We start from the raw sequence: 26,446 nt of genomic DNA on the forward strand, positions 1-26,446 counted from the left end.
AACGGCCCCGGTCCGCGGCGGGCGGTGACGGCGCGGATACGGCGCCGTCACCGCGCGTCCTGTCCACCGGGGCGCTGCGTCGTCGCCGTCGTCCACAGGGCTCCCGGTGCGCGGTGCGCGAGGGCAACGCGCTCCGGCAGCGTGCGGGCCATGAACCCGATCAGCCTGCGCAGCCCCGGCGACGTCGTCGCCGTCCTGCCCTACCAGCTGGGCTACCACCCGCAGGACTCCCTGGTGATGGTCGCCCTGCGAGACCGGTCCGTGCTGCTCGTCGCGAGGCTCGACCTGCCGCCGGCCGATGAGGTCGAGCAGGCAGCCGGGGTGCTGCTCGCCCCCCTGCCGCACGAGGATCCCGACGCCGTGCTGCTCGTCGCCTACGAGACGCACGACGGGCAGTCCCGGCTGGTGCTCGACGCCACGCGCGACCGGCTAGTGGGGGCTGGCTTCCAGGTGCTCGACCGCGTCGTGGTGAGGGGTGGGCGGTGGTTCGCGGTCGACTGCGAGGCGCGCTGCTGCCCCAGCGACGGCCTGCCGGTCCCCGCACCGGCAGACACCCCCGGCATCTCCGAGTTCGTCGGGCTCGGTGTCTCCCCGTTGCCCACCAGGGCAATGCTGACCGAGCTGGTCTCGGCCGACCCCGAGCGCACCCCGGCCGTCGCGGACGCGCTCGCGGCCCGGTCGACCCGCGCTGACCCGCGCCGCCTGTTGGCCCGGCGCTTCGAGGCGCTGTCGTTGTGGGCCGTCGTGCTCGGGCTGGGCGCTCCCTCCGCTGACGACCCGTCGACGCTGGCCGGGGTGCGGCCGGACCAGGTTGCCCTGCTCGTCGAGAGCCTGCACGACATCCAGCTCCGGGACGCACTGGTGGGCTGGCTGTGCCCGGGCGCGATGCCCGACGGCTGCCTCGACGACGACCTGGCCGATGCGGTCCGGACGTGCCTGCCGACGAGCGGGTGGCAGCTTCCCGGCGCTGAGGACGCCACCGGGGAGGGCGCCGGGGACGACGGTGGGGACGACGGCTGGCCCGTCCCCGGCCGCCGCCGGGTGATTGTCGCCAAGAGGTTCGTCGCGCGGCTGCAGCACCTGGTCCGGGCGGTTCCCGACGAACATGCCCCGCCGGTCCTGACGGTCGTCGCCAACCTCGCCTGGTGGCTGGGTGACGGGACGCTCGCGAGGGCCTGCCTCGAGCGCGCCCTCAAGGCTGATCCCGGCTACCGGCTGGCGCTGCTCCTCGAGCACATGGTCGACCTCGGGATCCGTCCGGCCGGCCCCGGTCCGCGCCGTCCACGCAGCGGACGCGCCGGACACGGGGGAGCCCGGCTCGTATGATGGCCGCAGGTGATGAGTCCCAGCGCCAAGCCCCGGCTTGCTGGGCGGCAACCCTCCTCGCGGTGGGGTGCCCCGGGTGATGACCTGGCCGACCCTCACCTGGGCGGCAAGCGCGACGCCACAGGAGCAGTTTCCGATGACCACGACCTCCCCACCGCGGGCGACCTCCGGGGCCTGGCGCGACGGTGACCCCGTCGGCCGCCGCCGGTTCGTCGACCTCGGCGCCGTCGAGCTGGAGCGCGGGGGCGTGCTGCCGGCCGTCCGCGTCGCCTACGAGACCTGGGGCGAGCTGAACGCCGCCGGTGACAACGCGGTGCTCGTCGAGCACGCGCTCACCGGCGACAGCCACGTCGACGGTCCGACCGGGCCGGGTCACCCGACGCCGGGGTGGTGGGACGGGCTGGTCGGGCCGGGCAAGCCGCTCGACTCCGACCGCTACTTCGTCGTGGCCGCCAACGTCCTCGGCGGGTGCCAGGGCAGCACCGGCCCGTCCAGCCCGTCACCCGACGGGACCCCGTGGGGGAGCCGGTTCCCCTTCGTCACCGTGCGCGACCAGGTCCAGACCGAGCTCCTCCTGGCCGACGCGCTCGGGGTCGCGCGCTGGCACACCGTGCTCGGCGGGTCGATGGGCGGCATGCGCGCCCTCGAGTGGGCGGTCACGCACCCCGAGCGGGTGGGCACGGCGATCGTGCTGGCCAGCACGGCATACGCCACCGCGGAGCAGATCGGCTGGTGCCAGGCCCAGCTGCTGGCGATCCGCGCCGACCCCGAGTTCCGGGGTGGGGACTACTACGACCACCCCACCGGCCCCGACACCGGCCTCGGGATCGCCCGCCGGATCGCGCACGTCACCTACCGCAGCGAGCTGGAGCTGCACGAGCGCTTCGGTCGTGAGCCGCAGCAGTCCGAGGACCCGCTCGGCGGGCGCGGCCGCTATGCCGTGGAGTCCTACCTCGACCACCACGCGGGCAAGCTCGCCGGACGGTTCGACGCCAACTCCTACGTCGTCCTCACCGAGGCGATGAACTCCCACGACGTCGGCCGTGGACGTGGCGGCGTCGCCGCCGCGCTGGCGCGGGTGACCGCCGAGGTGGTCGTGGTGGCCGTCGACTCCGACCGGCTCTACCCTCCTCGGCTGTCGCACGAGATCGCCGCTGCCGTGCCGGGCAGCCGGCTGCACACGGTGCACTCCGACTACGGCCACGACGGCTTCCTCATCGAGATCGAGCAGGTGGGCGCGATCGTGGGGCAGGTGCTCGCAGCGCCTGCCTGACCGGCGGATTTCCGGTACGGTCGGGCCAGCGGTGCTGCCGCCAGGGCAATGTCGCTCCGGTCAACGATCACAGGAGGTCCCGTGGCCATCGTGGTGGGATACGTCCCGACGAAGGAGGGGCGCGCAGCCCTGCGCCGCGCCGCTGACGAGTCGCTGCTTCGCAAGTCGAAGCTCATCGTCATCAACTCCCAGCGTGGTGGGCGGGACTTCGACGGCGACGAGGCCAACCGCTTCGAGCAGGAGCTGAGGCGGATCCAGGGCGAGCTCGACGAGGAGGGCCTGGAGCACGAGGTGCGCCAGCTGGTCCGGGGCAACGAGCCGGCCGAGGACCTCATCGCCGTGGCCGAGGAGGAAGGCGCCGACTTCATCGTCATCGGCCTGCGCCGGCGCACACCGGTGGGCAAGCTGATCCTGGGCTCCAACGCCCAGCGGATCCTCCTCGACGCCTCCTGCCCGGTGCTGGCCGTCAAGGCAGACGCCTGAGCCGAGCGATCCGGGAGTCCCGCGTGGTGCCGATGCGGGATCTGGGGGCATCTCGTTTTACAATGTCACCCACGAGGTCTCGACAGGGTCCAACTCGACCGGCCTCGGCAATACTTCCGCTTCCGCTGTTGTTGTCACAGACATCCCCTCCGGCATGGCTGTGATGACGTGCGCCGTGCCGCGAGTCCGCGACGAAAGGTAGTCCGTGTCGCCTGTGTCCAAGAAGGCTGCGAGCCCCGCTCCGTCTCTCCCCCCGGAGTTCTCCCACCCCGCGTTGCAGAAGCTGCTGAAGCAGGGCCGCACCAACGGCTCCGTGGACAGCGCCCAGCTGCGGGCAGCGCTGGAGGGGGCCGAGATCGCGCCCAAGCGGATGAAGGCCGTGCTGCGCTCTCTGGACGAGCAGGGGATCCACGTGACCCTCGACTCCGCGACGGCCACCCGTGCCGTGGCGGCGACCAGCACCCGCAAGAAGACGGCCACCGCGCCGGCGAAGAAGGCCGCCGCGAAGACCGCGACCAAGGCCCCCGCGAAGCCGGCCGCCAAGGCGGAGACGGCGACCAGGACCGCGCCCAAGGCGACTGCCAAGGACGACGGTGCGGCGGCGGACCAGCCAGCCGCCAAGGCCACCGCGGCCAAGGCCACGGCGAAGAAGGCCGCTCCGGCCAAGGCGACGACGACCAAGAAGGCGGCCGCCGCCGCTGCCGGTGAGCCGGCGCCCGCGGCCAAGAAGACAGCTGCCAAGTCGACGGCGAAGACCGCTGCGAAGGCCACGGCCAAGGGCGACGAGCCCGACGGCGCCGGTCCGGACGCCGAGGACGAGGACGCCGACGAGGCCGAGCCCACCGAGGTCGTCGAGTCCGAGCTCGAGGACGTCGTGGTCGAGGACGAGACCGAGGACGACAAGAAGGACGACGAGGACGAGGGCTCCGGCTTCGTCCTGCGCGACGACGACGAGGACGACGCGCCGGTCCAGCAGGTCGTGACCGCTGGTGCCACCGCCGACCCGGTCAAGGACTACCTCAAGCAGATCGGCAAGGTCGCCCTCCTCAACGCCGAGCAGGAGGTCGAGCTCGCCAAGCGGATCGAGGCCGGCCTGTTCGCCGAGGAGCGGCTCAACTCGGGCGACAAGATCGAGATGAAGCTCAAGCGCGAGCTCTGGTGGATCGCCCAGGACGGCAAGAAGGCCAAGAACCACCTGCTCGAGGCCAACCTGCGGCTCGTGGTCTCGCTGGCCAAGCGCTACACCGGTCGCGGCATGCTGTTCCTCGACCTGATCCAGGAGGGCAACCTCGGCCTGATCCGTGCGGTCGAGAAGTTCGACTACACCAAGGGCTACAAGTTCTCGACCTACGCGACGTGGTGGATCCGCCAGGCGATCACCCGCGCGATGGCCGACCAGGCGCGCACCATCCGCATCCCGGTGCACATGGTCGAGGTGATCAACAAGCTGGCCCGCGTGCAGCGCCAGATGCTCCAGGACCTCGGGCGGGAGCCCACCCCGGAGGAGCTCGCCAAGGAGCTCGACATGACCCCCGAGAAGGTCGTCGAGGTGCAGAAGTACGGTCGCGAGCCGATCTCGCTGCACACCCCCCTCGGTGAGGACGGCGACAGCGAGTTCGGTGACCTGATCGAGGACTCCGAGGCAGTCGTCCCGGCTGACGCCGTGAGCTTCACGCTCCTGCAGGAGCAGCTGCACTCGGTGCTCGACACGTTGTCGGAGCGCGAGGCCGGGGTGGTCTCGATGCGGTTCGGTCTGACCGACGGCCAGCCGAAGACGCTCGACGAGATCGGCAAGGTCTACGGCGTGACCCGCGAGCGGATCCGCCAGATCGAGTCCAAGACGATGAGCAAGCTGCGTCACCCGAGCCGCAGCCAGGTCCTGCGGGACTACCTGGACTGAGCAACGGTGCCGCCTCGTCGGCACCGGTGACCACGAAGGGCCCCGAGATTCTCGGGGCCCTTCGTCGTGCGGTCGGTATGCCGGGGCGGCAGCTACGCGCGGTAGTCGCGGCGGGCGTCGCGCCAGTCCTGGAACCGGTCGTACGGGCGGCGCAGGACGCGGGCCACGGCGGCCCGGCGGTCGCGCCACTCGAGCAGTCCCTCGGTCGGCCACCAGGTGGCGCGCAGCCGGTCCTTGCGCCGGCGCACGCCCGACACCGCCTTGACGACCGCCTGCGTGTCGGTGCGGATGTCCGTGACCAGGGACCCGGGCGGGGCGTAGCGGGACCGCTCCACCCCGTCGACGACACGGTGGAGGGCCTCGGTCTGGTCGCCCTCGAGGTAGGCCTCGCGTTGGTAGAACCGCCCGGCCTGGCGGGGCGTGCTGCCGCGGGGCGGGATGACGCCGAGGTCACCGATCCGTTCGGTCATCGCCTGCCACTCGATCTCGACGCGCGTCTTCTCGTCGGGCGCGTGCCGCAGCCTGCGGCGGAATCGGCTGCGCGCGGCGAGCGGGACGGCCAGTGACCCGAGCAGCCCGACCACGAGTCCGAGCAGCACCCACAGCACGACGAGGCGGGTCTGCGGACCCAGCCACCCGAGGCCCCCGGAGGTGCCGCCGGTGGTCTCGGCCTGGTCGGTGGCACCGGGGTCGTTCGCTCCGTCGGGCCGGGTGGGGTTCGCGGTGGACCCACCGGTGGCGGTGCTGGTCGAGGTGGGGTCGGTGCCCGGGGTGGTCGGCGCCAGCGAGTACGGCGGGGCGACGGTGTTCTGCGTGCCGGACGGGGTCGGCTCGAACCGCAGCCAGCCGATGCCGTCGAAGTACAGCTCCGGCCACGCGTGCGCGTCGGAGGCGCGCACGGTGTAGGTGCCGCGGTCGGCCGTGCCGGGCAGGAAGCCGATCGCCATCCGGGCGGGGATCCCCGCCTCGCGGGCCATCATCACCATGGCGGTGGCGAACTGCACGCAGTAGCCGACCTTCGACCGGAGGAAGAGACTGATGGCGTCGGGCCGCTCGTCCTGGCCGAGGTCGTTCTTCACCGTCTCGGGCAGGTCGAGCGAGTAGCGGAACCCACCGTCGGCCCGCAGGTACTTCTGGATCGCCCGCGCCGCTTCGATCCGGCTGGCGTCCTGGGGGACGACCTCGTCGACCAGTCGGCTGACCAGGTCCTGCGACTCGGGGTCGACGCGCAGGTCCTCGCGCAGGAAGCCACCGGTCTCACCCTGCCGCGACTGGCCCAGCGACTCCGGCGTAGGGTTGAGCGCGAGGTAGGTGAAGCTGTAGGACCGGGCCGACCGGTTGACGACGGCGACCGAGGTGTTGCGGTCCAGTCCCCAGGTGACCCGGCCGAGGTCGGCCGTGACGAGCGGGGTGGGCGCGGCGATCTGCGGAGCCTCGATGCGTGAGTCCTCGACCGAGATCCGGTAGGTCTCGCGGGGCACGTCCGCGCCCAGCTCGTCCGGGAGCGCCACCGTGCTGCGCCGGCCGTAGTCGACGTCGGAGGGCTCGGGGCGCCAGTTGTCGCCGAGGTAGGTGTCGAGCACCCCGACCCGCAGCGGGGTGAGGATGGCGGCGTTCGTGGTGTAGCTGAGCACCGGGGCCTTGGACGGGCTCTTCAGGCTCTTGGTCAGGTCGAGCGTCGACTTGAGCCCGATCTGTCCGTCGCTGAACCCGGTGGCCTCGCTCGAGCGACCCAGGCCGTCGATGAGGTAGCGGGTCGGGAAGTGGGGGATGACGACGGGCAGGACGACGGCGGCGACCAGCCCGGCGACCGCCAGGCTGCGTCCGACCGCCGCATAGCCGTAGGCGCCGTCGTGGTCCTCGGAGCTGCGCCGTCCCGTGGTGCTCATCGGCACGGTGGTGCTCCAGCGGCGCAGGGAGGCGATGCCCTGGCGTCCCAGCATGAGCAGCCACACGGCGCCGGCCGCCACGAAGAACATCGGGTTGAGGGCGTTGCCGGAGTTCGACGCCGAGATGAGGAACGCCGTGAGCAGCGGCAGCCCGGCCAGGGCCGGCGAGCGACGCATCACGGCCAGGTGGTCGACGATGATCGCGACGACGCCGATGGCCAGGCCGACGGCAAGGGTGATGCCTCGGGTGGTCGGTGCCGGGGCGGCGTAGTTCTGGATGGTCTCGCGGGCGTCGACGAGCAACCGGTTGAAGGCCAGGACCGTGTCGGAGTAGGGCAGGCCGAACCAGAGGTGGCCGCGCCCGTAGATCCAGCCGGCGGCCAGCACGACCCCGACCAGCTGGGCGGCGGCGATGGCGATCCAGGACGTGGTGACCATCCGGCCGACGACCCCGACGACCACGACGACCAGCACCATGGCCAGGGTCGGACGGACCCAGGTGGCCGGCGTGAACAGCGTGGTCAGCGGCCACGCGACGACCCCGGAGGCGGCGCCGGCGATCAGCGAGTCGGCGAGGCGTCCGCGGCTCATGCCACACCCACCCGGTGCGTGGAGCCGGAGAGCACGCCCCAGACCGAGGGCAGGTCGTCGCCCGACCCCACCACCGTGACCGTCCAGCCGGCTCCGCGCAGCACCGGCACGCAGGCGAGCTCGGTGCCGCCCCCGGCTCGGTGCCGTCGGGTGGCGGTGAACCCGTCGGGGTCGAGCACGATGGCCAGCGCCGTCCCTCCGGGCTGGCGCAGGGAAGCCACCCGGCGGGCGAGCTCCTCGTCGAGGTCGGTGACAACCGCGAGGACGAGCCCCCCGGAGGCGGTGACGGGGTGGGCGGACTGCAGCACGTCGCCGAACTGGTCGTCGCTGCCGGTCTCGGCCATCGCGAGCACGTCGAGCAGGGGGTCGACCTCCATCGCGCTGGCGGCCCGGCTGTCCTCGGCCGTCTCGTCACTGATCAGGTGCACGGCATACCCCTGGTCGAGGAGGTGTGCGGACACGGACGCGCAGGCCGTCACGGCCCACTCGAAGGACCCGGAGGTGCCGGAGCCGTGGTGGCCCCTGGACCGGGAGTCGAGGACGATCGCGGCACGACGGCGGGCCGGGCGGTCCTCCTGCCGCACCATCAGCTCGCCGGTCTTGGCGGTGGCCGGCCAGTGGATCCGGCGCAGGTCGTCACCGTCGCGGTAGGCGCGGATGGAGACGTCGTCCTCGCCGTGCAGCGCGACCATGTGCGGGATGGCGCCCTCGGCGCCCACCCCGCTGCCGGGAGGCTGCCCTCCACCGAGCGGGATGATCCGGGGCAGCACGAGGATGTCGCTCGAACCGGAGATCGCGGCGACCCGGGTGCTCAGCCCGAACGGGTCGCGCAGCCGCACGCCGAGCGGACCCAGCCGGTGTCGGCCGCGCACGTGCGAACGCACCGCGTAGTGCACCTCCTGGCGGTCACCCCGCCGCAGCCGGGGCACGACGAACCGCGGCCGGTCTCCGAGCGCGTAGTCGAGCTGCTCCTCGGCCATCAGCAACGGGCTGGTGCCACCGCCGGCGTTCTCGATGCCGAGCGTGACCAGCGACTGCTCGTCGACCTGGATCCTCCCCGGCACGGCGGTGCGCTCCAGGGCGAACCGCAGGTCGTGCCGGCGCATCAACAGCCCGCTGAGCAGCGGTAGCGCGATGAGCAGCACGCCGATGCGGGTCAGGTCGGTGAAGCCCAGCACGATCCCGCACAGCACCAACGTGATTCCCGCCGCGACGAACGCCCGACCGCGGGTCGTGAGGAGGTCGCGAAGTCGACGCACGGCGGCGCCTCAGCGCCCGGAGGCCGGGACGGGCACGCGCCGCATGAGGTCCTGCAGGACCTCACCGGTGCTGCGCCGCGCCAGCTGCGTCTCGCCCGTGGGGATGATGCGGTGGGCCAGGACGGGCAGCACGATCGACTGGACGTCGTCGGGGAGCACGTGGTCGCGTCCCTCGAGGGCGGCGTGCGCCCGGGCCGCCCGGAGCATGTGCAGCGTCGCGCGCGGTGACGCGCCGAGGCGCAGCGCCGAGCTGGACCGGGTGGCTGCCGAGAGGTCCACGACGTACTGCTTGATGGCGTCGCTGGTGAAGACCGAGCGGACCGCGCGCACCATCGCCGAGACGGTGGCAGCGTCGGTGACCGGCTTGAGGGTCTCCAGCGGCGACACCTGCCCGTGGCTGTCGAGCATGGCGACCTCGGCGCGCGAGGACGGGTAGCCCAGCGAGATGCGGGCCATGAACCGGTCGCGCTGCGCCTCGGGGAGGGGGTAGGTGCCCTCCATCTCGATCGGGTTCTGGGTGGCCATCACGATGAACGGCTTGGGCAGGTCGTAGGTCTGTCCGTCGACGGTGACCTGGCCCTCCTCCATCGACTCCAGCAGCGCCGACTGCGTCTTGGGTGAGGCGCGGTTGATCTCGTCGCCGACGACGACGTTGGCGAAGATCGCGCCGGGACGGAACTCGAAGTCGCGGACGTCCTGGTTGAAGACGCTGACACCGGTGATGTCGCTCGGCAGCAGGTCGGGGGTGAACTGGACCCGTCGCACCGAGCAGTCGATCGAGCGGGCGAGGGTCTTGGCCAGCATGGTCTTGCCGACGCCAGGAACGTCCTCGAGGAGCAGGTGGCCCTCGGCCAGCAGCACGGTGATGGCGGTGTGCACCACGTCTGGCTTGCCCTCGATCACCGAGTTGATCGCCCGGGCCAGCCGGCCGGCGACCTCGCTCACCTGTCCCAGGGAGGCGGGCGACCCCGCCGGGAGGGAGAGCAGGCTCTCGGGTGTGCCGGCACCCACGGGTGCCGGGGGGTTCGCCTGGGTGATGCCGTCGTCCTCGTGCCTGCCTTGCACCGGCTGTCCTTCCGTCGTCCCCATGGCCGCCACTCTGCGCCCCTCCGGGTGGTCGATCGATCTTCCCCCACAACGCACCACCAAAACAGGGGGTATGCCGTCTCGTGACCTGCGAAGGGAGGGTCGCCGGTGGTTCGGGGCCGCCCACCGGGCCGGATCGGTCGTCCAGCGCGCTGTCGAGGGCCGATCGTGCGCGGCGCGGGAGACCAGCATGATCTGGGTGCGAAGATCTTCACCACTTTCCACCACCGCTTTGACCTGCGAAAACAGGGCTCGGCGAGGAAGAAATCCGGCGAATCTGCAGACTTGGCGGGTAACGGTGGAGTAAAGTGGGGGAAACCAGAGGGCCGTGGGGCCCTCGAAAGGGTCGCGGAGTCGCAGGGGAGGAGGTGGGCGCGATGTTTCTCGGGACGCACAGCCCCCGACTCGACGACAAGGGCCGTCTCTTCCTGCCCGCCAAGTTCCGTGAGCGGATGTCCGACGGACTGGTCGTGACCCGTGGTCAGGAGCGCTGCCTCTACGTCTTCCCGATGGACGAGTTCCTCAAGGTCACCCAGCAGATGCAGGCCGCGCCGACCACGAGCAAGGCGGTGCGGGACTTCACCCGTGTCTTCCTGTCCGGCGCCTCCGACGAGGTGCCCGACAAGCAGGGCCGCGTGACCATCCCCGCCAACCTGCGGGCCTACGCCGGCCTGACCCGTGAGTGCACGGTGATCGGGGCCGGCGCCCGCGTCGAGGTGTGGGACACCACCGCCTGGAACGCCTACCTCGAGTCCACCGAGCAGGGCTTCTCCGACCAGTCCGAGGAGGTCATCCCCGGACTCCTCTGACCCCGTGGCCCTGGAGCCAGGTCTCCAGCCGCTCCGTGTCCCGAGACGCCTTCCCCCGTCCCGGGCCGCATCCCTTGGAGCGGATGGGGACCTGACCGCAGGGCCACCCCACCGAGAAGCAGCACCCAGCCAGCAGCACCCAGCCAGCAGCACCGCACAGCACCGTCCAGCAGGAGATGTCGATGAACGCACGAGGAATGGCCGCCGACCGGCACGTTCCCGTCCTTCGCGACCGCATCGTCGAGCTGCTGGCTCCCGCACTGTCCGACGACGGCTCGGTCTACCTCGACGGCACCCTGGGCATGGGCGGGCACGCCGAGGCGGTGCTGGAGCGCTGTCCGGGTGCGCGGGTCGTCGGGATCGACCGGGACCAGGAGGCGCTGGCCCTCGCGGCGCAGCGCCTCGAGCCGTATGCCGGCCGGGTCACCTTCGTGCACGCCGTCTACGACGACGTGCCGCGGGCGCTCGCGGAGGCGGGGGTCGACCACGTCGACGCCGCGCTGTACGACCTGGGCGTCTCCTCGCTGCAGCTCGACGAGGCCGACCGCGGCTTCTCCTACAGCCAGGACGCCCCGCTGGACATGCGGATGGACCAGTCGGCCGGGCTGACCGCGGCCGAGGTGCTGAACACCTATGAGCCGGCGGAGCTCGAGACAGTGCTCCGCGAGTTCGGTGAGGAGCGGTTCGCCCGCAAGATCGTCGGGGCGATCGTGCGCGAGCGCGAGACCGAGCCGTTCACGACCTCGGCCCGGCTCGTGGAGCTCCTCAAGCGGGTCGTCCCCGCTGCCTCGCAGAAGAGCGGGGGACACCCGGGCAAGCGCACCTTCCAGGCGCTGCGCATCGAGGTCAACTCCGAGCTGTCGGTCTGGGCGTCGGCCCTGCCCCGGGCCATCGACGCCCTGGCCGTCGGTGGGCGGATCGCCGTGCTCTCGTACCACTCGCTCGAGGACCGGATCACCAAGCGGGTGCTGGCCGCAGGCGCCAAGGGCAGCAGCCCCGAGGGCCTGCCGGTCGAGCTGCCCGAGCACGCGGCATACCTGCGGCTGCTCACCCGCGGCGCCGAGGAGGCGAGCGCGCAGGAGCAGGCGGCCAACCCGCGCTCCGCCTCGGTGCGCCTGCGCGCCGCCGAGCGCACCCGCTCCACGCAGAGCACCCAGACCACTGACGCCACCACGAAGGGAACGCACCGATGAGCCAGCAGACTGCGACGGCGAGGGTCGCACCTCGGGCACCGGCCCGGCGGGTCGCGCCCCCGCAGCCGCTGCGGGTGGTGCCGGCCGCCGTCGGCCAGCCCGGCAACGGCGTCTTCGCCGCACTGTGCATGACCCTGCTGTGCGCGGGGCTCGTCGGCCTGCTCATGCTCAACACCGCCATGGCAGAGGGCTCCTTCACGCTGCACAACCTGCAGTCCACGTCCGGCGAGCTCGCCGACACCCAGGACGCGCTGACCCAGGCCATCGACGCCCAGCGCAGCCCCGCGAACCTCGCGACGCGGGCGACCAGGCTCGGCATGGTGCCCGCCGACTCCGCCGCCTTCCTGCGGCTCTCGGACGGCAAGGTGCTCGGCGTGGCGAAGCCGGCCAAGAAGGGCCGCGGCTTTACCGTGGTGACGGCGCCTGCGGCCACCTCGGCGCGGACCGCGACGACCGGCAAGCCGGCGACGACGAAGCCCGCCGGCCCGTCGACCAAGGTCACGAAGAAGGGGGACGTGACGACGACCACCGTGGTGGTGGCCAAGGCCGACGGCACGGTGGTGACCACCGTGACCAGCGTCAACGCCAAGACCGGGACGACGACCAGCACGACGACGACCAAGAAGCCGGTCAAGAAGCCGACCACCACCCGCCGCTAGCAGCGCTCGACCCCGGCACCTGCTCAGCACCCACGGCACGGACCACGAGAACGACCAGACAGGACGCGAGGTACCCAGTGACGCAGACCCGAGGCACCCGCCCGGGAGCCCCGCGCCCCACTGCGTCCCAGCGTTCCTCCTCCGCGACGCGTTCGGGGTCCCGGCCGTCCCGCGGTGCCCGCGAGGGCGCGCCGCACCCCAAGACCGCGCAGCCGCGGGCGGCGAACCCGGGCCGGGGTCCGAAGCCGACCAGGGCGAAGGCCCGGCCGACGGCCAGCCGCCCCGCGCCCCCGCCGCGCAAGCCCGGCCGGCGCAAGGTCAGCCTCGACGGCTCCAGCCCTCGCCGGCGGATGCGCACGATGACGGTCGCTGTGCTCTTCGTCTTCAGCATCTTCGGCGCCCAGCTGTTGCGGCTGCAGGGGTTCGACGCCTCGGCGGTGTCCAAGGACGCACAGTCCTCCCGCACGGCGACGATCCCGTTGCCGGCGCTGCGTGGCTCCATCACCGACCGCAACGGCACCATCCTCGCCTCGAGCATCGAGCGCCGCACCGTCACCGTCGACCAGACCGCGGTCCCCGAGTACGTCAAGACCGTCGACGGGGTGCGCACCAAGGTGGGCGTGGCCGGCGCCGCGGCCGACCTGTCGCCCCTCCTGGGGATCCCGGTCGCCCAGCTCGCCAAGGAGCTCGACGGCAAGGCCCGGTACCGGATCCTCCAGAAGAACGTCACCCCCCTGAACTGGCGCAAGATCTCCGAGCTCGGGATCAACGGCATCTACTCGGAGGCCACGTCGGACCGCGTCTACCCGACCTCGACCGCGGCCTCGGCGCTGGTCGGCTTCGTGCAGTCCGACGGCACGGCCGGCGGTGGGCTCGAGGTGCTGATGGACAAGACCCTCAAGGGCAAGGCGGGCAAGACGATCTTCGAGCAGTCGCAGGACGGCCGACCGATCCCGAACGCCCGCCAGGAGACGATCAACCCGGTGCCCGGGCGCGAGGTGCAGCTGACCCTCGACTCCGACCTCCAGTGGTTCGCGCAGAACGCCGTGGCCCAGAAGGTGATCGAGACCAAGGCGCTCTCCGGGACCGTCGTCGTGGAGAACGTCAAGACCGGTGAGCTGCTGGCGGTCGCGTCCTACCCGACCTTCGACCCCAACCAGCCCGGCCAGTCCAGCGAGAACTGGACCAACAAGGCGTTCAACGACGTCTACGAGCCCGGGTCGACCGGCAAGGTGATGACGGCGGCGGCCGCGCTCGAGCAGGGCGTGGTCACCCCGTCGACGGTGGTCGAGGTGCCCAACCGGATCCACCGGGTCGGCACCGAGTTCAAGGACAGCCACGACCACCCGACCGAGTACCTCACCTTCGCCGGGGTGCTCGCGCAGTCCAGCAACATCGGCACCATCCTGGCCGGCGAGAAGGTCAAGGCGTCGACGATGTACGACTACTTCCGCAAGTTCGGGCTCGGCCAGACCTCGGGCATGGGCTTCCCTGGCGAGGGTCCGGGCCTGCTCACCAACGTCAAGGACTGGAACGGTTCGCAGCGCTACACGGTGCTGTTCGGCCAGGGCCTGTCGGTCAACGCCCTGCAGGCCGCCGGGGTGTTCCAGACCATCGCGAACGACGGGGTCCGGATCCCGCCGCGGATCGTCGCGGCCACCGGTGACGGCAAGGGCGGCATGACGCCGGCCGAGAAGGCCAAGCCCGTCAAGGTCGTCTCGCCCGAGACCGCCAAGCAGGTGCGCGACATGCTCGAGGGGGTCGTCGGCAAGGAGGGCACCGCGCCAGAGGCCAAGATCCCCGGCTACCGCGTCGCGGGCAAGACCGGCACGGCCGACCGCTACGACGCCCGGGTCGGTGGCTACTCGGGCAAGACCGCGAGCTTCATCGGGTTCGCGCCGGCCGACGACCCCCAGATCGTGGTGGCCGTCACGCTCCAGCGACCGATCAAGGGCTACTTCGGTGGTGCCGTCGCCGGCCCGGTGTTCCACGACGTCATGACCTACGCACTGCAGGAGCTGCAGATCCCGCCGACCGGCACGAAGTCGCCGGTGGCCACGATCCACGCCGACAAGACGCCCGCCGCCAGCGACACCAGCGTCATCCGGGACCGCAGGTCGGGGTCCACCGGCGCCTCCCGCTGACGGTAGGCTCGCTGTCCGTGCCATCACCCCGTCCGTCGTCCCCGCACGCCACCACGTTGGAGGCGGTCGCGACCCTCGTCGGGGGCACCCGGGTGGGTGCGGAGGCCCCGGTCACGGGGGTGACGCTGGCGTCGCAGGACGTCGTCGCGGGTGACCTCTACGCCGCCCTTCCGGGGTCCAACGCGCACGGCGCGAGGTATGCCGCGGGGGCACGGGATGCGGGCGCCGTCGCCGTCCTGACCGACTCGGACGGAGCGGACACCCTCGACGCCGACGGCGTCGACCTGCCCAGGGTCGTGGTGGCCGACCCGCGCAGCCAGGTCGGCCGGGTGGCGTCGGTGGTCTACGGGACCACGGAGCTGCCCCTGCGGATGTTCGGGGTGACCGGCACGAACGGCAAGACCACGACGGCATACCTGGTGAACTCGGCGCTCACGGCGCTCGGCCACACGACCGGGCTGATCGGCACGGTCGAGACCCGGATCGGCGACGAGCGGATCAAGAGCGTCCGCACGACCCCCGAGGCCACCGTGCTGCACGCCCTGCTCGCCGTGATGACCGAGCGTGGCATCGACTCCTGCGTCATGGAGGTCTCGAGCCACGCCCTGAGCCAGCACCGCGTCGACGGGGTCGTCTACGACGTCGCGCTCTTCACCAACCTGTCCCAGGACCACCTCGACTTCCACCCCACCATGCGGGACTACTTCCTGGCCAAGGCCGACCTGTTCACCCCGCAACGGGCCCGCACCGGCATCGTCTGCGTCGACGACGAGTGGGGTCAGGAGCTGGCCGGCCTCGCCACCGTGCCGGTCACCACGCTGACCTCGCGGCCCGAGGTCGATGCCGACTGGCGGCTCGTGGCGGAGGAGGACGACCCGGCCCGCTTCACGCTCTCCGACGGGTCCACGACGATGCATCTGCGCTCGGCGCTGCCGGGTGACTTCAACCGGGTCAACACCGCCATGGCCGCGCTGGCCCTGCTGGCCGGCGGGATCGCGGCCGAGGACGCCGAGCGCGCGCTCCTCGTCGACCCCCACGTCCCGGGGCGGATGGAGCGCGTCGTGCCCCAGGCATCCGGCGCGGCCGGATCGGTCGACGACCTGCCGCTGGTCGTCGTGGACTACGCGCACACCCCCGATGCCGTGGCGGCTGCGCTCAAGGCGCTGCGTCCTGCGACCACGGGCACCCTCGTCGTGGTGCTCGGCGCCGGGGGAGACCGCGACCGTGGCAAGCGCTCCGCGATGGGCCGGGCCGCGGCCGAGGGTGCCGACGTGGTCGTGGTGACGGACGACAACCCGCGGTCCGAGCTGCCTGCGGCGATCCGCGCCGCGGTGCTCGAGGGAGCCCGCGCGGCGGGCACCACCGCGCAGCTCCACGACGTCGAGGGTCGAGCCGTGGCCATCGAGCAGGCGGTCCGGGCCGCCCACGCAGCCGGGCCGGGGAGTGTGGTCGCGGTCGTCGGCAAGGGTCACGAGACCGGCCAGGAGATCGCGGGCACGGTGCACCCGTTCGACGACGCCGACGAGGCACGACGGGCGCTGGACGCACTGCTCGAGGCGGGGGAGGAAGCCCGATGATCCCGATGTCGCTGGCCCAGGTCGCCCAGGTCACCGGCGGTCGCCTGCACGGGCTGGACGACGCCGCGGCCGAGGCCCTCCTCGTCGACGGGCCAGTCGTGACGGACTCCCGGGAGGCCGGCCCCGGGGGGCTCTACGTCGCCCGGATCGGGGAACACATGGACGGCCACCAGTTCGTGGCCCCCGCCGCAGCCCTCGGTGCCGTCGCGGCGATGACGACCCGGCCGGTCGACGAGCTGCCCTGCGTCGTGGTCGACGACATCCAGGACGGGCTCGCTTCGCTCGCTCGGTCGGTGGTCGACCGCCACCCCGACCTGACCGTCATCGGCATCACCGGCTCCTCGGGCAAGACCTCGACCAAGGACCTGCTGGCGAGCGTCTTGTCATCGGCCGCGCCGACGGTCGCGCCGGTGGGGTCGCTCAACTCCGAGGTCGGAGTGCCGCTGACCGTCTTCCGGGTGGAGCCGCAGACCCGGTTCCTGGTCGTGGAGATGGGAGCCCGCGGCGTCGGGCACATCGCCTACCTCACCCGGATCTCCCCGCCCCGCATAGGAATCGAGCTCAACGTCGGCTCCGCCCACGTGGGTGAGTTCGGCTCGCGTGAGGCGATCGCCGTGGCCAAGGCCGAGCTGGTGCAGGCGCTCCCCGAGACCGGTCTCGCGGTGCTCAACGCCGACGACCCGAACGTCCGCGCGATGGCCGCCAAGACCTCGGCGCGCGTGCGGCTGGTCGGCACCGCCTCCGACGCCGACGTGCGCGCCACCGACATCACGCTCGACGACGGCGGCCGCCCGAGCTTCCGGGTGACCACGCCCGACGGCGCCGCCGAGGTCACCCTCGCACTGCACGGCGAGCACCACGTGGGCAACTCGCTGGCCGTCGTCGCCGCGGCCCTCGAGTGCGGCCTGGCGCTGCCCGACATCGCGGCCGCCCTCGCGACGGCCGTCCCGGCATCGCGGTGGCGGATGGAGGTCACGGAGCGCGCCGACGGCGTCACCGTCGTCAACGACGCCTACAACGCCAACCCGGACTCCATGCGGGCCGCCCTCAAGGCGCTCGTGGCGATGGGTGGCGGTCGTGGCGGCTCCAACACGACCCCGGCCCGGCGCACCTGGGCGGTGCTCGGTTCGATGCTCGAGCTCGGCGAAGAGTCCACCGCCGAACACGACGCGATCGGCCGGCTCGCGGTACGCCTCAACATCTCGCGCCTGGTCGTCGTCGGCGACACCGCACGTCCGATGGCGTCCGGAGCCCAGCACGAGGGGTCGTGGGGCGACGAGGCGGTCTGGGTGCCCGACGCCGACGCCGCCTACGCACTGCTCGCCGAAGAACTTCGGCCGGGCGACGTCGTGTTGTTCAAGTCCAGCCGCGATGCCGGACTACGGTGGCTCGGAGACAGACTGGCCGGTGGCGGCGCAGCCGACAGCGAGGAGGGCACGACGTGAAGGCGGTGCTGCTGGCTGCCGTCATCTCCCTCGTGGGCGCGCTCTTCGGCACCCCGATGTTCATCAAGTTCCTCGTGCGGCGCGGCTACGGCCAGTTCATCCGCGACGACGGCCCGACCTCCCACCACACCAAGCGCGGCACACCCACCATGGGTGGCGCGGTCATCATCGGGTCCAGCCTCGCGGCATACGCCCTCGCGCACGCGATCACCGGCACGCCACTGACGTGGAGCGGGGTGCTGGTCCTGTTCCTCATGTCCGGGCTCGGGCTGGTCGGCTTCCTCGACGACTACATCAAGATCTCCAAGCAACGCAGCCTCGGGCTGCGCTCGCGCGAGAAGCTCGCCGGCCAGACGCTCGTGGCCGTCGTCTTCGCGATCCTCGTGCTGCAGTTCCCCAACTCCAAGAACCGCACCCCCGGGTCGACCCGCATCTCGTTCGTCCGCGATACCGGCATCGACCTCGCCTTTGCCGGCACCCTGCTCGGGCTGATCCTCTTCATCATCTGGGCCAACATCATGATCGCCGGCACGTCCAACGGCGTGAACCTCACCGACGGCCTCGACGGTCTCGCGACCGGCGCGTCGGTGATGGTGTTCGCCGCCTACGTCCTGATCGGCATCTGGCAGGGCAACCAGAACTGCCAGACCACGCCCGGGCTGAAGTGCTACGAGGTGCGTGACTCCAGGGACCTTGCGGTGGTGGCCGCCGCTGCGATGGGGGCCTGCTTCGGGTTCCTCTGGTGGAACGCGTCACCGGCCAAGATCTTCATGGGTGACACCGGTTCGCTCGCGCTCGGTGGCGGTCTGGCCGGCCTGGCCATCACCACCCGCACCGAGCTGCTCATCGTCATCCTCGGCGGTCTCTTCGTCACCATCACCCTGTCGGTGATCATCCAGGTCGGGTCGTTCAAGCTCACCCGCAAACGGGTCTTCCGGATGGCGCCGCTCCAGCACCACTTCGAGCTCTTGGGGTGGAACGAGGTGACGATCGTGATCAGGTTCTGGATCATCGCCGGGCTCTTCGTCGCGCTCGGCCTCGGCCTGTTCTACGCCGAGTGGGTCGTGGGCGCGGCGTGAGCGGTCGGCTCGACGGACTCACCAGCGGCAGCGCCGACTGGAGCGGCATCCGGGTGCTCGTGACCGGGCTCGGGGTGAGCGGCTTCGCGGCCGCCGATGCGCTGCACGAGCGCGGCGCGCGGGTGGTGGCGGTGGACGGTGGCGACCCCGACACCAACGCCGCGCTCGGCGAGCGGGCGCGGATCCTCGACATCCTCGGCGTCGACGTGCGCCTCGGACCGGACCACGTGACCGGTCTGCCGGACGGCGAGACCGACCTCGTCGTCACCTCGCCGGGGTGGCGCCCCGACCAGCCGGTGCTGGTCGCCGCCGCGCAGGCGGGCGTCCCGGTCTGGGGCGAGGTGGAGCTGGCCTGGCGGATGCGCGCCGCCGTGGGCCCGGCCCCCTGGCTCACCATCACCGGCACCAACGGCAAGACCACCACCGTCGAGATGCTCGCCTCGATGCTCAGGGCGGCCGGCCTGCGGGCCACCGCGGCCGGGAACGTCGGGACCCCGATCCTCGAGGCGGTGCTGCACCCCGAGCCCTACGACGTGATCGCGGTGGAGCTGTCCAGCTTCCAGCTGCACTGGTCCGACTCGATCGAGCCGTACGCCTCGGCCTGCCTCAACCTGGCCCCCGACCACGTCGACTGGCACGGCTCCTACGAGGAGTACCAGCGAGCCAAGGGCAAGGTCTACGCCCGCACCAAGGTCGCCTGCGTCTACAACGTGCAGGACCCGATCACCGAGCAGCTGGTGATGGACGCCGAGGTGCAGGAGGGCTGCCGGGCCATCGGCTTCACCCTCGGCACGCCCGGCCTGTCGATGGTCGGCGTGGTCGACGACATCCTGGCCGACCGGGCCTTCGTCGAGCAGCGCAAGACCTCGGCGGCCGAGCTGGCCACCCTCGACGACGTGCGGGGGAGCGCCGCGACGCTGGCCCCCCACAACCTCGCGAACGCCCTGGCCGCCGCTGCCCTGGCCCGGTCGTACGGCGTGGCACCGCTGGCGGTCCGCGACGGCCTGCGCGCCTTCACCCCCGACCCGCACCGCATCGCCGACTGTGGCGAGGTCGACGGGGTGCGCTACGTCGACGACTCCAAGGCGACCAACCCGCACGCGGCGGCCGCCTCGCTGCACGCGTTCGAGCACGTGGTCTGGGTCGCCGGTGGGCTGTTGAAGGGAGCCGAGGTCGACGACCTCGTCCGCGACGCCGCCGAACGGCTGCGCGGCGTGGTCCTCATCGGCGCCGACCGCGCCCGCCTCGCGGAGGCGCTGGCCCGACACGCGCCGGATGTCCCGGTGGTGGACGTCCCGAGCACGGACACTGGGGTCATGGAGACCGTCGTCGCGCACGCCGCGGAGCTCGCCCAGCCGGGCGACGTCGTGCTGCTCGCGCCCGCCGCGGCCTCGATGGACATGTTCCCCGACTACGGTGCCCGGGGCGATGCCTTCGCCGCGGCGGTCGCCCGCCGCGCCGGGTCCACGGGGGAGTAGCCGTGAGCAGCGCCACCGCCGCACCCGCCCGGGCGCGGACCGCGTCGCGCGCCGCGGACGGCTCGACCGACGCACCCGGGCGGTTCGGGGGCTGGTTCCAGCGACTCGACTCCCCGGTGACCAGCTACTACGTCCTGCTCAGCGTCACCGTGGTGCTCGTGGTGATCGGGCTGATCATGGTGCTCTCGGCCTCGTCGGTGAAGTCGCTCGTGCAGACCGACAACGCGACCCCCTACGTGTTCTTCCGCAAGCAGCTGCAGTTCGCGGCGATGGGCGCCGTGGCGATCATCGTTGCGTCCCGCGTCCCGCTGCGGGTCTGGAAGGCGCTGTCCCTGCCGATTCTGGTCGGTGCGCTGTTCCTCCAGCTGCTGGTGTTCACCCCGCTCGGTGTCTCGGTCAACGGCAACCGCAACTGGCTGGCGCTGGGCCCGATCTCGCTGCAGCCCTCGGAGTTCGCCAAGGTCGGGCTCGTCCTGGTGGGGGCCACGGTGCTCACCGCCAAGCGCAAGCTGCTCGGACGGCTGCGCCACGTCATCATCCCGTTCCTGGTCCCCGTGGCTGCCGTGACGATCGGTCTGGTGCTCCTCGGCCACGACCTCGGCACCGTGATGGTGATGGGCGGCATCGTCGCGGCACTGCTGTTCGCGGCCGGGGTGCCGCGCCGGATGTTCGTCTACGGCGGCGCCCTCTTCGGTGCACTGGCCGTGACCATGGTGCTCACCAGCGCCAACCGCCTCCAGCGGTTCGACGTGTGGCTGGGCAAGGACACCAACCCCTACGGCGGTTACCGCCAGACCCTGCACGGCCGCTACGCGCTGGCCGACGGTGGCTGGTGGGGCGTCGGCCTGGGCGCCAGCCGCGAGAAGTGGCAGTGGCTCCCGGAGGCCCACAACGACTTCATCTTCGCGATCCTCGGTGAGGAGCTCGGGCTGCCGGGCACGCTCGTCCTGCTCGGGCTGTTCTGCGCGCTGGCGCTGGTCTGCTACCGGATCGTGCTGCGCACCAACGACACCTTCGTGCGAATCGCGACGGCCGGCGTGATGGCCTGGATCGTCTGCCAGGCCACCATCAACATCGGCGCGGTGATCGGTCTCCTCCCCGTGATCGGCGTGCCGTTGCCGCTGGTGTCCTACGGCGGGTCGTCCCTGATGACCACGATGTTCGCGCTCGGCATGCTGCTCTCGTTCGCGCGGCAGGAACCCGGCTGCCGTGAGGCGCTCTCGGCCAAGCCCTCCGTGGTGCGCCGGTCACTCGCTGTGCTGCCGGGGCGTCGGGGACGTCGCTGATGCCTGCTGACACCCCCTCGTCGGTCCTGCTGGCCGGTGGTGGGACGGCTGGCCACGTCTCGCCCCTGCTCGCACTGGCCGACTGCCTGCGTCGCCGCGACCCCGAGGTCCGGGTCACCGCGCTCGGCACCGAGACCGGGCTCGAGGCGCGCCTCGTCCCGGAGCGGGGCTACCCGCTGCTGACCGTCCCCAAGGTGCCGCTGCCGCGCCGCCCCTCGGCCGACCTGCTGCGCCTGCCCGGCAACCTGCGGGCCGCCGTCGCGGCGGCCGAGCGCGCGATCGACGAGTCCGGCGCCCAGGTGGTCGTCGGGTTCGGTGGCTACGTCTCGACCCCCGCCTACCTCGCCGCCCGACGGCGCCGCGTACCGGTCGTCGTGCACGAGCAGAACGCCCGACCCGGGATCGCCAACCGCCTGGGCGCCCGCATGACGCACTTCGTGGCGACCACCTTCGCCAGCACGAAGCTGGCCCACGCGACCGCCATCGGCATGCCCTTGCGGCGCGAGATCGCCCAGCTCGACCGGGCCGCCACCCGCACCGAAGGACTTGCCCACTTCGGGCTCGACCCGCTGTGGCCCACGGTGCTCGTCACCGGGGGTTCGCTGGGTGCCCAGCGCCTCAACACCGCCTTCGAGGCGCGCGTGCAGGCGTTGCGCGAAGCCGGCGTGCAGGTGCTGCACCTGACCGGTGCCGGCAAGGAGTTCACCGTCCCCGACAGCGCGGGCCCGGGCGCCCCCTACGTCGTGGCGCCCTACGCCGACCGGATGGACCTCGCCTACGCCGCGGCAGACCTCGTCGTCGCCCGGGCCGGCGCCAACACGGTCTGCGAGCTGACCGCCGTCGGGCTGCCGGCCGTCTACGTGCCGCTGCCCATCGGCAACGGTGAGCAGCGGTTCAACGCGGTCGACGTCGTCGCGGCGGGCGGCGGACTCCTGGTGGACGACGCCGCCCTCACGCCTGATTGGATCGACGCCGTCCTCGTGCCGCTGGTCTCCGACCGCGACCGGCTCGACGCGATGGCAGCAGCCTCTGCGTCGACGGGGGAGCGTGGCGCCGACGAGCTGCTTGCCGACCTGGTCGCCGCCGCCTACGCGGAATCCCTTGCGGGGCAACAGAATTCGCGGCCAGGTCAACGATGAACGGCTCGAACGACCGCTTCGACTTCACCGCGCCGGTGCCTCCCCTGGGAGAGCTGGGGGCCGTGCACTTCATCGCCATCGGGGGAGCCGGGATGTCCGGGGTGGCCCGGGTGATGCTGGCGCGTGGGTGCGCGGTGAGCGGGTCGGACGCCAAGCAGTCGCCCGTCCTCGCCGCCCTCGCGGCGGAGGGCGCGGAGGTCCACGTCGGTCACGACGCGGCATACGTGGAGGGCAAGGACACCATCGTGGTGTCCTCCGCGATCCGCGAGTCCAACGTCGAGCTCGCCGCCGCCCGGGCGGCCGGGCTCCGGGTCCTGCACCGCGCGCAGGCGCTGGCCAGCACCATGGCCGACTCGCGTCGCGTCGCGATCGCCGGCGCGAACGGCAAGACCACCACCACGTCGATGCTCACCGTCGCCCTGCAGCACTGCGGCGTCGACCCGTCGTTCGCCGCGGGCGGCGAGCTGGCCAAGCACGGCACCAACGCCCACTGGGGCACCGGCGACGTCTTCGTGGCCGAGGCCGACGAGAGCGACGGCTCGTTCCTCGTCTACCGGCCCGAGGTCGCCGTCGTCACGAACGTCCAACCCGACCACCTCGACTTCTACGGCACCTTCGAGCGCGTCAGGCAGGCGTATGCCGCCTTCGCCGGGAGCATCGTCGAGGGCGGGCTCCTCGTCGCGTGCCAGGACGACGAGGGATCCCGCGAGCTCGCCCAGGCCGCCCGCTCGGCGGGTGCCCGCGTGCTGACCTACGGCTGGTCGCCGGAGTCCGACGTGGTCCTGCGCGACGAGGTGTTCCGGGGCCTCATGGGGCGGGTCACCGTCACCGGGCCGGACGGGGTCGACCGGGTGCTGCGCATCAACATCCCGGGCCGGCACAACCTGCTCAACGCCGCGGCGGCCTACACGGTCGCGGTCGACGGACTGGGTCAGGACCCCACCCGGGTCCTCGACGGGCTGTTCGGGTTCACCGGCACGAGGCGCAGGTTCGAGCCCAAGGGCTCGGCAGCGGGCGTCTCGGTGGTCGACGACTACGCGCACAACCCGGGCAAGGTGGCCGCCGTGGTCGGCACCGGAGCCGACCTGGTCGGTGACGGCCGGCTGGTCGTGGTCTTCCAGCCGCACCTCTACTCCCGCACCCGCGACTTCGCGCGGGAGTTCGCCGTCGCCCTGGCGCCGGCGGACGTGGTCGTCCTCATGGAGGTCTACGCCGCGCGGGAGGACCCGATGCCCGGGGTCTCGTCGCAGCTGGTCGCCGACGCGCTGCGCGAGGTCCGGCCGGACGCCGACGTCACGGTCGTCCCGTCGTGGTCGGCCGTGGCCGGCCACGTGGCCGCGCTGGCGCGTGAGGGCGACCTGGTCCTGACCGTCGGGGCCGGGGACGTGACGATGATCGGCCCGGAGGTCCTGCGGGCCCTCGGTGCGGAGCGCGGTCAGGACGACGGGTCGGCATGAGCCAGCACCCGGGGTCCTCCGGTGCCCCGCGCGCCGTACGCACCGGACTCGCGTCGTCGCGGGCCCGCTTCCAGCGGCGGGCGCACGACGCCCGTCAGCGCCCCCTGCGACTGCTCGGGTATGCCGTGGCCGTCCTGGTCGTGCTCGGGTTGCTCGGGTGGGTGGTCGGCTTCAGCCCGGTGCTGTCGGTGCGCAGCGTCGAGGTGGTCGGCGTCCCCGACTCCGAGGTGAGCGCGATCCGGTCGTTGGCCAAGGTGCCGCTCGGGGTGCCGCTGGCCCGGGTCGACGGCGACGCAGTGGCGGCCCGGGTGGCCGAGCGGGCCACCCTCGCCGACGTGTCGATCGAGCGGTCGTGGCCCAGCACGCTGGTCATCCACGCGAGCCCGCGCCAGCCGTTCCTCGTGGTGAAGAACCCTCAAGGTCAACTACAGGTTGTGGATGAGACCGGGGTCGCGTATGCCCACGTGAGCCGCGCACCGGCCGGCGTGCCGACCGTGAACGCCGCGACCCAGGCGGCCCTGTCACCCGACGCCCTGGCGGCCGCGGTCAGCGTGGTCAAGGTGCTGCCCGCCGCCCTGCAGAAGCGGGTCGACAACGTCACCGTGAGCAGCGCCAACCTGGTCACCCTCAAGGTCGGGCGGACCTCGGTCGTGTGGGGCGGGGTGAACGAGCCGGAGCGCAAGCTGGCGATCATGACGGCGCTGCTCAGGAGCAATCCCAGGCTCATCGACGTGAGCGCCCCGAGCACCCCCGTCACGCGGTGACTGCGCGCTCCACCCGGACCGTCGAGCGGGACCGTCGAGCGGCTCTCCGCGCCCATGCCAGAATGGGGCGTGTGAGGCGGGTGTGACTGGTGTGACTGGTGTGACGGTCCGATCGAACCGGGCCGGGAGAAACCGTGAAATCGGGTGAATCCGTGCTGCGACACGCGGTCGACCTGATTGCCTGCGACCCACCCGACGCATAGCGTCGGCGGCACCGAATCGTGGGTGAGGTGTAACCCTCAACTAGACGTCGAGGCTAGTCCACGACCCCGGAACCCGCACTCGCGCATCGAGATTCGCCAGCCCGGCACCACACCCAGCAGCACACCGAGCACCGCATTCAGGAGAGGCCCACCGTCGTGGCAGCACCGCAGAACTACCTGGCCGTCATCAAGGTCGTCGGCATCGGCGGTGGTGGCGTCAACGCCATCAACCGCATGATCGAGGTCGGCCTCAAGGGCGTCGAATTCATCGCCATCAACACCGATGCCCAGGCGCTGCTGATGAGTGACGCGGACGTCAAGCTCGACGTCGGTCGCGAGCTCACCCGCGGGCTCGGCGCCGGCGCCGACCCCGAGGTCGGCAAGAAGGCCGCCGAGGACCACGCCGAGGAGATCGAGGAGGTCCTCAAGGGGGCCGACATGGTCTTCGTGACCGCCGGCGAGGGTGGTGGCACGGGCACCGGTGGTGCACCGGTCGTCGCCAAGATCGCCAAGGGCCTGGGCGCGCTGACGATCGGTGTCGTGACCCGCCCCTTCACCTTCGAGGGTCGGCGTCGGGCCAACCAGGCCGAGAGCGGGATCGCCAACCTCCGCGAGGAGGTCGACACCCTCATCGTCATCCCCAACGACCGGCTGCTCTCGATCAGCGACCGCACGGTCAGCATGCTCGACGCCTTCCGGTCGGCCGACCAGGTGCTGCTGTCCGGTGTGCAGGGCATCACCGACCTGATCACCACGCCCGGCCTGATCAACCTCGACTTCGCTGACGTGAAGTCGGTCATGCAGGGGGCGGGGTCGGCCCTGATGGGCATCGGCTCCTCGCGCGGCGACGACCGCGCGGTGCAGGCGGCCGAGCTCGCCATCTCCAGCCCGCTGCTCGAGGCCAGCATCGACGGAGCCCACGGTGTGCTGCTGTCGATCCAGGGCGGCAGCGACCTCGGGCTCTTCGAGATCAACGAGGCGGCCCGGCTGGTGCAGGAGGCGGCGCACCCCGAGGCCAACATCATCTTCGGCGCCGTCATCGACGACGCCCTCGGCGACGAGGTGCGGGTGACCGTGATCGCCGCCGGCTTCGACGGTGGTGCCCCGCTCAAGCGCGACAACGACCGGGCCATCGGGCAGATCCAGGGGTCGCAGCGCGCAGCCCAGCCGGCCGCGTCCGCGGCGGCGACGCCGCAGCCGGCCGCCGCAGCTCCCTCGACCCCTGCGCCGCAGGCTGCGCCGCAGCCGCCGGTCGAGCGGCCAGTCGCGCAGGAGGGTCCGGTCACGACGTCCGAGCCCGCTGAGCGAGAGCCGGTCGCCCCGCGCGAGCCGGCCGGTCGACCGCCACGGACCGTCACCTTCGACGAGGGTGACGACCTGGACGTGCCCGACTTCCTGAAGTAGCA

20 protein-coding genes and 1 riboswitch are annotated in these 26,446 nt (G+C 72.1%); of the genes, 17 read left to right on the top strand and 3 right to left on the bottom strand.

Translation table 11 applies throughout. From position 1 onward, the window contains the following. Positions 1-150: 150 nt before the first annotated feature. The 4 genes from BLQ34_RS03080 to BLQ34_RS03095 all read left to right on the top strand — a co-directional run bounded on the left by BLQ34_RS03080 (position 151) and on the right by BLQ34_RS03095 (position 4,982). Positions 151-1,326 carry a DUF4192 domain-containing protein gene (locus BLQ34_RS03080; protein ID WP_091781329.1) on the top strand — a complete coding sequence of 392 codons (1,176 nt, stop codon included), beginning with the start codon at positions 151-153 and terminating at the stop codon, positions 1,324-1,326. Between the two features lie 8 nt (positions 1,327-1,334). After that, a riboswitch (SAM riboswitch) is annotated at positions 1,335-1,445 on the top strand. 17 nt (positions 1,446-1,462) lie between these two features. Next, complete coding sequence (gene metX / locus BLQ34_RS03085) at positions 1,463-2,599, top strand: homoserine O-acetyltransferase MetX (RefSeq protein ID WP_091781332.1); 1,137 nt, start codon at positions 1,463-1,465, stop codon at positions 2,597-2,599. A gap of 81 nt (positions 2,600-2,680) precedes the next feature. Beyond that, the gene (locus BLQ34_RS03090; protein ID WP_091781335.1) at positions 2,681-3,082 is read left to right on the top strand and encodes a universal stress protein; all 402 of its coding nucleotides are present in this window, start codon (positions 2,681-2,683) and stop codon (positions 3,080-3,082) included. Positions 3,083-3,287: 205 nt separating this feature from the next. Next, positions 3,288-4,982, top strand: coding sequence for an RNA polymerase sigma factor (locus BLQ34_RS03095; protein WP_407946383.1), 1,695 nt, complete (start codon positions 3,288-3,290; stop codon positions 4,980-4,982). 92 nt (positions 4,983-5,074) lie between these two features. On the opposite strand, the gene BLQ34_RS03100 is transcribed toward BLQ34_RS03095, so the two are convergent. From BLQ34_RS03100 to BLQ34_RS03110, 3 genes are read right to left on the bottom strand one after another with little or no spacing between them, the layout of a single operon-like run. Further along, positions 5,075-7,462, bottom strand: coding sequence for a transglutaminase family protein (locus BLQ34_RS03100; protein WP_091781341.1), 2,388 nt, complete (start codon positions 7,460-7,462; stop codon positions 5,075-5,077). Next, a complete protein-coding gene (locus BLQ34_RS03105) occupies positions 7,459-8,721 on the bottom strand; it encodes a DUF58 domain-containing protein (protein WP_091781344.1) in 1,263 nt (420 codons plus the stop codon). The genes BLQ34_RS03100 and BLQ34_RS03105 overlap by 4 nt, the downstream gene beginning before the upstream one ends. 9 nt (positions 8,722-8,730) lie before the next feature. Then, positions 8,731-9,810 (bottom strand): AAA family ATPase, encoded by a 1,080-nt coding sequence (locus BLQ34_RS03110; protein ID WP_091781347.1) that lies wholly within the window; start codon positions 9,808-9,810, stop codon positions 8,731-8,733. Between the two features lie 374 nt (positions 9,811-10,184). On the opposite strand from BLQ34_RS03110, the gene mraZ reads away from it, so the two are divergent. The 13 genes from mraZ to ftsZ all read left to right on the top strand — a co-directional run bounded on the left by mraZ (position 10,185) and on the right by ftsZ (position 26,444). Next, the gene (mraZ, locus tag BLQ34_RS03115; RefSeq protein WP_091781350.1) at positions 10,185-10,616 is read left to right on the top strand and encodes a division/cell wall cluster transcriptional repressor MraZ; all 432 of its coding nucleotides are present in this window, start codon (positions 10,185-10,187) and stop codon (positions 10,614-10,616) included. Between the two features lie 182 nt (positions 10,617-10,798). Beyond that, positions 10,799-11,809, top strand: a complete 1,011-nt coding sequence (gene rsmH / locus BLQ34_RS03120; protein ID WP_091789174.1) for a 16S rRNA (cytosine(1402)-N(4))-methyltransferase RsmH — start codon at positions 10,799-10,801, stop codon at positions 11,807-11,809. Next, positions 11,806-12,468, top strand: coding sequence for a hypothetical protein (locus BLQ34_RS03125; RefSeq protein ID WP_091781353.1), 663 nt, complete (start codon positions 11,806-11,808; stop codon positions 12,466-12,468). Before rsmH ends, BLQ34_RS03125 begins: the two co-directional genes overlap by 4 nt. A 359-nt stretch (positions 12,469-12,827) precedes the next feature. Further along, positions 12,828-14,612, top strand: a complete 1,785-nt coding sequence (locus tag BLQ34_RS03130) for a peptidoglycan D,D-transpeptidase FtsI family protein (protein ID WP_231961419.1) — start codon at positions 12,828-12,830, stop codon at positions 14,610-14,612. Between the two features lie 17 nt (positions 14,613-14,629). Beyond that, the gene (locus BLQ34_RS03135) at positions 14,630-16,189 is read left to right on the top strand and encodes a UDP-N-acetylmuramoyl-L-alanyl-D-glutamate--2,6-diaminopimelate ligase (RefSeq protein WP_091781362.1); all 1,560 of its coding nucleotides are present in this window, start codon (positions 14,630-14,632) and stop codon (positions 16,187-16,189) included. Beyond that, positions 16,186-17,634 carry a UDP-N-acetylmuramoyl-tripeptide--D-alanyl-D-alanine ligase gene (locus BLQ34_RS03140; RefSeq protein ID WP_091781365.1) on the top strand — a complete coding sequence of 483 codons (1,449 nt, stop codon included), beginning with the start codon at positions 16,186-16,188 and terminating at the stop codon, positions 17,632-17,634. Before BLQ34_RS03135 ends, BLQ34_RS03140 begins: the two co-directional genes overlap by 4 nt. After that, positions 17,631-18,713 (top strand): phospho-N-acetylmuramoyl-pentapeptide-transferase, encoded by a 1,083-nt coding sequence (gene mraY, locus BLQ34_RS03145; RefSeq protein ID WP_091781367.1) that lies wholly within the window; start codon positions 17,631-17,633, stop codon positions 18,711-18,713. The genes BLQ34_RS03140 and mraY overlap by 4 nt, the downstream gene beginning before the upstream one ends. After that, positions 18,710-20,191, top strand: a complete 1,482-nt coding sequence (gene murD / locus BLQ34_RS03150; RefSeq protein ID WP_231961420.1) for a UDP-N-acetylmuramoyl-L-alanine--D-glutamate ligase — start codon at positions 18,710-18,712, stop codon at positions 20,189-20,191. Before mraY ends, murD begins: the two co-directional genes overlap by 4 nt. 2 nt (positions 20,192-20,193) lie before the next feature. Continuing rightward, positions 20,194-21,477, top strand: a complete 1,284-nt coding sequence (gene ftsW, locus BLQ34_RS03155; protein WP_091781373.1) for a putative lipid II flippase FtsW — start codon at positions 20,194-20,196, stop codon at positions 21,475-21,477. Next, positions 21,477-22,616, top strand: coding sequence for an undecaprenyldiphospho-muramoylpentapeptide beta-N-acetylglucosaminyltransferase (gene murG / locus BLQ34_RS03160; RefSeq protein ID WP_091781376.1), 1,140 nt, complete (start codon positions 21,477-21,479; stop codon positions 22,614-22,616). Before ftsW ends, murG begins: the two co-directional genes overlap by 1 nt. Next, a complete protein-coding gene (murC, locus tag BLQ34_RS03165; protein ID WP_091781396.1) occupies positions 22,613-24,073 on the top strand; it encodes a UDP-N-acetylmuramate--L-alanine ligase in 1,461 nt (486 codons plus the stop codon). The genes murG and murC overlap by 4 nt, the downstream gene beginning before the upstream one ends. Beyond that, the gene (locus BLQ34_RS03170; RefSeq protein WP_091781399.1) at positions 24,070-24,837 is read left to right on the top strand and encodes an FtsQ-type POTRA domain-containing protein; all 768 of its coding nucleotides are present in this window, start codon (positions 24,070-24,072) and stop codon (positions 24,835-24,837) included. The genes murC and BLQ34_RS03170 overlap by 4 nt, the downstream gene beginning before the upstream one ends. Before the next feature lie 359 nt (positions 24,838-25,196). Beyond that, positions 25,197-26,444: a cell division protein FtsZ gene (gene ftsZ / locus BLQ34_RS03175; protein ID WP_091781402.1), complete on the top strand. Its 1,248-nt coding sequence runs from the start codon at positions 25,197-25,199 to the stop codon at positions 26,442-26,444. Positions 26,445-26,446 lie beyond the last annotated feature (2 nt).

Origin of the sequence: Pedococcus dokdonensis, from assembly GCF_900104525.1 — a bacterium.
Taxonomy (GTDB): Bacteria; Actinomycetota; Actinomycetes; order Actinomycetales; family Dermatophilaceae; genus Pedococcus; species Pedococcus dokdonensis.